Source organism: Mesorhizobium sp. M6A.T.Ce.TU.016.01.1.1 (assembly GCF_003997065.1).
In the GTDB taxonomy this organism is placed as follows: domain Bacteria; phylum Pseudomonadota; class Alphaproteobacteria; order Rhizobiales; family Rhizobiaceae; genus Mesorhizobium; species Mesorhizobium mediterraneum.
In genome coordinates this window covers 1-4,095 of the sequence record NZ_RZTJ01000060.1, presented here as the reverse complement: position 1 = coordinate 4,095, position 4,095 = coordinate 1, and the positions used below count along the sequence as shown (strand labels likewise).

The window sequence follows — 4,095 nt, the reverse complement described above, 5'->3', positions numbered from 1 at the left end:
ATATCGATCCTGAATTTGAGGCCGCGAGGACCGACCCGAACAAGGCAGGCATTCGGATCGATCTGTCGGGCCTCGGTGCTCGTGAAAAGTAGAACTTTTCTGGCTGCAGGCCTCCACGGCGGACCCGTATCCGGTCTCGCAAGATGGAACACATCTTGCCACCGCGGCTATTGGGACCGATGCGGGCCTTCGCGTTAAGAATCCAGCGTCGCAACTTGATCGCCCTGGCATCCCTTCGAAATGACTTATATAGACCTTCAACGCAGTACGCGCTGCGTTGGGGCTTAGAAATCCCCGGATGAAACGGTCGGTGTCGAGCGCAACGGCGCCAGAACCTCTGACCTTATGGCCGGGGGCCTGTGACGCATGTCTAGGCGCTTCGGTGCTAAAGGTCTCATGGCCGATTCATCCCGGATTCTAACTCCCGGCTTGGGTTCAAGGGTCAATTGTCAGCGGGGCTTACCGCGGACGAATCCAGGATGGGACTGGAATGGAATCAGACGACGCGACATTCGAGGATAAATTCGAGCTTCGGCCTGTAGCTGGGCTCACGCGCGGACTTCCCTTGGCCGACCTGGAGGCCCTCACCGTGGCGGCCATCCGCACACACCGGCGTCTGGTGGACAAGGCCGACAAACTGTTTCAGGCGTTGCCTGACGCTTACAAGTCCGGAAAAGCGGCTGGTGGCACTCGGCATCTCTGTTACATCGAAGCCGCCATCGAGATGCACGCGCAGATGAGCGTCGTGAACACACTGATCAGCATCCTCGGGTTTATCCCGAAGGCGTCGGTGAACTAATCTCCCGATCAGATGAGCTTTCTGCGGATCGCGAGAGCGGTCAGATGTGGCAGCGTGTGAACGTTGTAGCGCTTCTTGGTTTCGGCAAGCTTGACGCGTACACTGTTGTACTTGACGCCCTCCAGATCCGCCACCTCCTCCATCGTCTTGCCGACGGCGATCCACCGAAGATAGGTGGCCTCCTTGGGATCCAGAAAGGCAGCATCCTCGCTAGTGGAAGTGGCCCGCAGGAAGGCGATGCGGGCATGCAGCTGCGCGACCGCGGACGCGGCGGCAACGGCGTCGATCTCCCTGTCGAGATCAATCGTCAGCTTCTCTGAGGCGAGGGTGAACATCGACATCGATCCATTCGCAGTCTTGACGGGGATGGTAATGCCGGATCGGATATTGAAATCGGACGCATGCGCGTAGAACGAGCGTTCCGCTTTTGAGAGGCGCGGCCTCTCCTGCTCACCAGCCCACGTGAACGTCCGCTTCAGCGATTTCGCGCGCCTTACGACGGGATCGAGAGCGGAATAGCGTCGCTCGAAGTACAGGGACAGCCAATCAGGGTGATAGTTCGAGATCGCCAGCATATGGCCTGGCTGGATGTTGAGATAGGCATAGCCGCCAAAGCCAATCTGTTCGGCCAGGCCCGCCAGAGCCTCCTCGAGGTTGCTTTGATCGCCTTCGATTGCGGTGAGATCAGTTAGCTTATCCAGCCAGTGCTGCATTCTTTTCTTCTCCGTGACGTGTGGCCTTGCTGTCGCTATCCGCTCCGATAGCCGTCTTTGATTCTCGGCACTGACACAATGAAATCCCATACCAAGGAGACTCCTCCCAACGCGATCGGGGGCGGCCGCGAGCATCACGCCTCCAAGCTTGTCACGCGGTTTAATTTCGTTTGCGGCAAATCATCATCGGGCGACATGCGAGCTTCAGACTGTTATTGGTCGTGTCGACGTAAGTCTACCGTAGGCCGGGAGACTCGCCACCGGCGACGTGTTTGCTATCGCACCGCCCACAAGATGTGCGCTCTCCCCTTGTCTCCTGCCCTATCATTAGACAAGAGCTGCACCAGGCCCTTGAACAGCAGGCGGACAACGCGCCGCCGGTCTTCGTCGCCGCAGTCTTCACGAAGGACATCAGCTTTTCCAGTCTGGTTCCATGGAGCCCGCCTGTCGAGCTCCCGCCTGCGTCAGGCGATCGGCCAGGATAGCGAGGAAGGCGATCGAAAGACCTGCCACAATACCCAGTCCTGCGTCGGCTTTGCCAAGCGCGATATAGACTTGCTGACCAAGGTCACGGGTGCCGACAAGGGCTGCAATCGCCAGCATCGACAGGGCGGCCATGATGGTCTGATTGATCCCCAACATGATTACCGGAAGCGCAAGTGGAAACTTGGCCTGCATGAGAACCTGGGTGGGGGTCGCGCCCATTTGCTGAACGGCTTCGACCACGTCAACACGCACGTTGCGGAGGCCATGCTCCACATAGCGGATCGGCGGCACGATCGCGTAGAGCATGATTGCAATAAGGGCTGTGAACTCGCCGACCTTGAAGAACATGAGAGCCGGGATGAGGAAAACGAACTGCGGGACCGTCTGAAGCCCGTCGCAAATTGGCCGCAGGATTTTGGAGACTCGCTCACTGTGCGCGGCCCAGGCACCCAGCAACCCACCGATCATCAGACAGAGGATCACGGCGAGCATCGTCAGGTACATCGATTGGCCGAGGGGCGCCGACAGGCCCGAAACGAGAATGAAGGCGAAGCCGATCACGGCGAAACACGCGAGCCTGATGCCAGCCAGACGATAGGCCAGCAACCCAAAACCGAGAATGAGCGCGGGCCAGGGAAATCCTGCAAACCCTTGAAACAAAAGAAGTCCTGCCATGCATGTGGCCACTGCGAGCTGCCAGCCGTAGGCTTTCATAGCCAACCCCGCGATTGCGAGCCAGAGCGCCACATATACGGCGATCATCGGCGGCGTTAACGCGAACCCCCAAAGCGCGGGGGTCGCAGCACCAACGATGCCCATCCGCAACGGCAGCAGGAGACTGTACAGGACGACATTGCGCGCACCGTTGAAAAACCCCGCGTAGTCGCGAACGACGCTCGTCAGCGCGACATTTACAATTCCAACCTGTTCACGCAGTGTCGTCGAAGGGAGCGCCCACGCGTCGGGCAAGAAAAGCCGCTGGGCGGCGGCCGCGACCAGGGCGATGACAACGATGGCCGCAAGTCGCCGCCAATTCATCCAGGCCATGATGGGCGTCGGACCGTTTGGGCATTCCTTGGCGAACCCTAACGTCAGCCGGTCTATCAACATCGCCAAGAGAGCGATGACCAACCCGGACAGGATGCTTTGCCCGAATTCGGCTTTGCGCATCGACGACAAAACCTCCCAGCCAATGTCTTCAAATCCACCAATGATCGCGGCAACGATGACCATGGAAAGGGCGGCCATCGTGCTCTGATTGAAGCCGACAAGCATCTGTGGCAGTGCCGTGGGGACTTCGACGTGCCAGAATTGCTGCCGCCGCGTGCAGCCGCTCATCAGGCCGGCTTCGCTGATATCGCTCGGCACGCGATCGAGGCCAAGTATTGTGTTCCGCACCATGGGCGGCGTCGCATAGATGGCGCTGGCAATGAGACCAACGACCGGCCCGAAGCCGAACAACAGGAGCAGTGGGATCAGGTATGCAAATGCGGGAACAGTCTGCATGAGGTCTAGGAGGGCCAGTAACCCTGGTCGGAACCTCGGAAACCGATAGCCGAGCAGACCAAGCGCAAACCCTAGCCCGACGGCAATCGGAACGGCCAGAAGCACCAGCGCCAACGTGTTCATGCTCTGTGGCCAATAACCGGCAATTATCATGTAGCCGAGGGCAATGACGGAAAAAAGCGCAAGCCGGTATCCCCCTGACTTCAGCGATAGGACTACGACGATCACCATCGTTGCAGGCCAAGGGAGCCAAGAAAGGCAGGCTTGCATACCACGCATTGGAACATCTAGCAGTGCTGAGATGCTCCTGAAAAGCGGCTGGATAACCGGCACCACCGCGTCACTCACAACGTTGATCCCTGCCGCTATTGGCACCTGCCAAGCTGTGGGAAAGGTCACGACCCAAGGCAGCCTGTGCTGCAATACGATGCAAACGAGGGTGAGAACGATCAGCGCGGCCCAAGCGGTAAAGCCGGCGTCAATCGCGACACTCTGGGGAAGGCGCTGGGTGCCACTTACAGCAGTCATGACCGCTGCCTACGGGAATCGCGTTCCAGAACTTCCAAGACGTCGGCAGCGGCAATCATCCGG

At 59.1% G+C, this 4,095-nt stretch carries 3 protein-coding genes; 1 reads left to right on the top strand and 2 read right to left on the bottom strand.

Annotated elements, in window-relative coordinates; genetic code table 11:
* Window positions 1–490: 490 nt before the first annotated feature.
* Entirely contained in the window at window positions 491–799 is a 309-nt protein-coding gene (locus EOC94_RS32935) for a transcriptional repressor TraM (protein WP_127295774.1), read from the top strand.
* Window positions 800–807: 8 nt separating this feature from the next.
* On the opposite strand, the gene traR is transcribed toward EOC94_RS32935, so the two are convergent.
* Window positions 808–1,512, bottom strand: a complete 705-nt coding sequence (gene traR / locus EOC94_RS32930; RefSeq protein ID WP_127295772.1) for a transcriptional regulator TraR — start codon at window positions 1,510–1,512, stop codon at window positions 808–810.
* Between the two features lie 411 nt (window positions 1,513–1,923).
* Window positions 1,924–4,032, bottom strand: a complete 2,109-nt coding sequence (locus tag EOC94_RS32925; protein ID WP_127295770.1) for an ABC transporter permease subunit — start codon at window positions 4,030–4,032, stop codon at window positions 1,924–1,926.
* Window positions 4,033–4,095: the final 63 nt, after the last annotated feature.

Coding starts and splice junctions, on each gene's coding strand:
- EOC94_RS32935 (WP_127295774.1), top strand. CDS start 491: ATGGAATCAGACGACGCGACATTCGAGGATAAATTCGAGCTTCGGCCT.
- EOC94_RS32925 (WP_127295770.1), bottom strand. CDS start 4,032: ATGACTGCTGTAAGTGGCACCCAGCGCCTTCCCCAGAGTGTCGCGATT.
- traR (WP_127295772.1), bottom strand. CDS start 1,512: ATGCAGCACTGGCTGGATAAGCTAACTGATCTCACCGCAATCGAAGGC.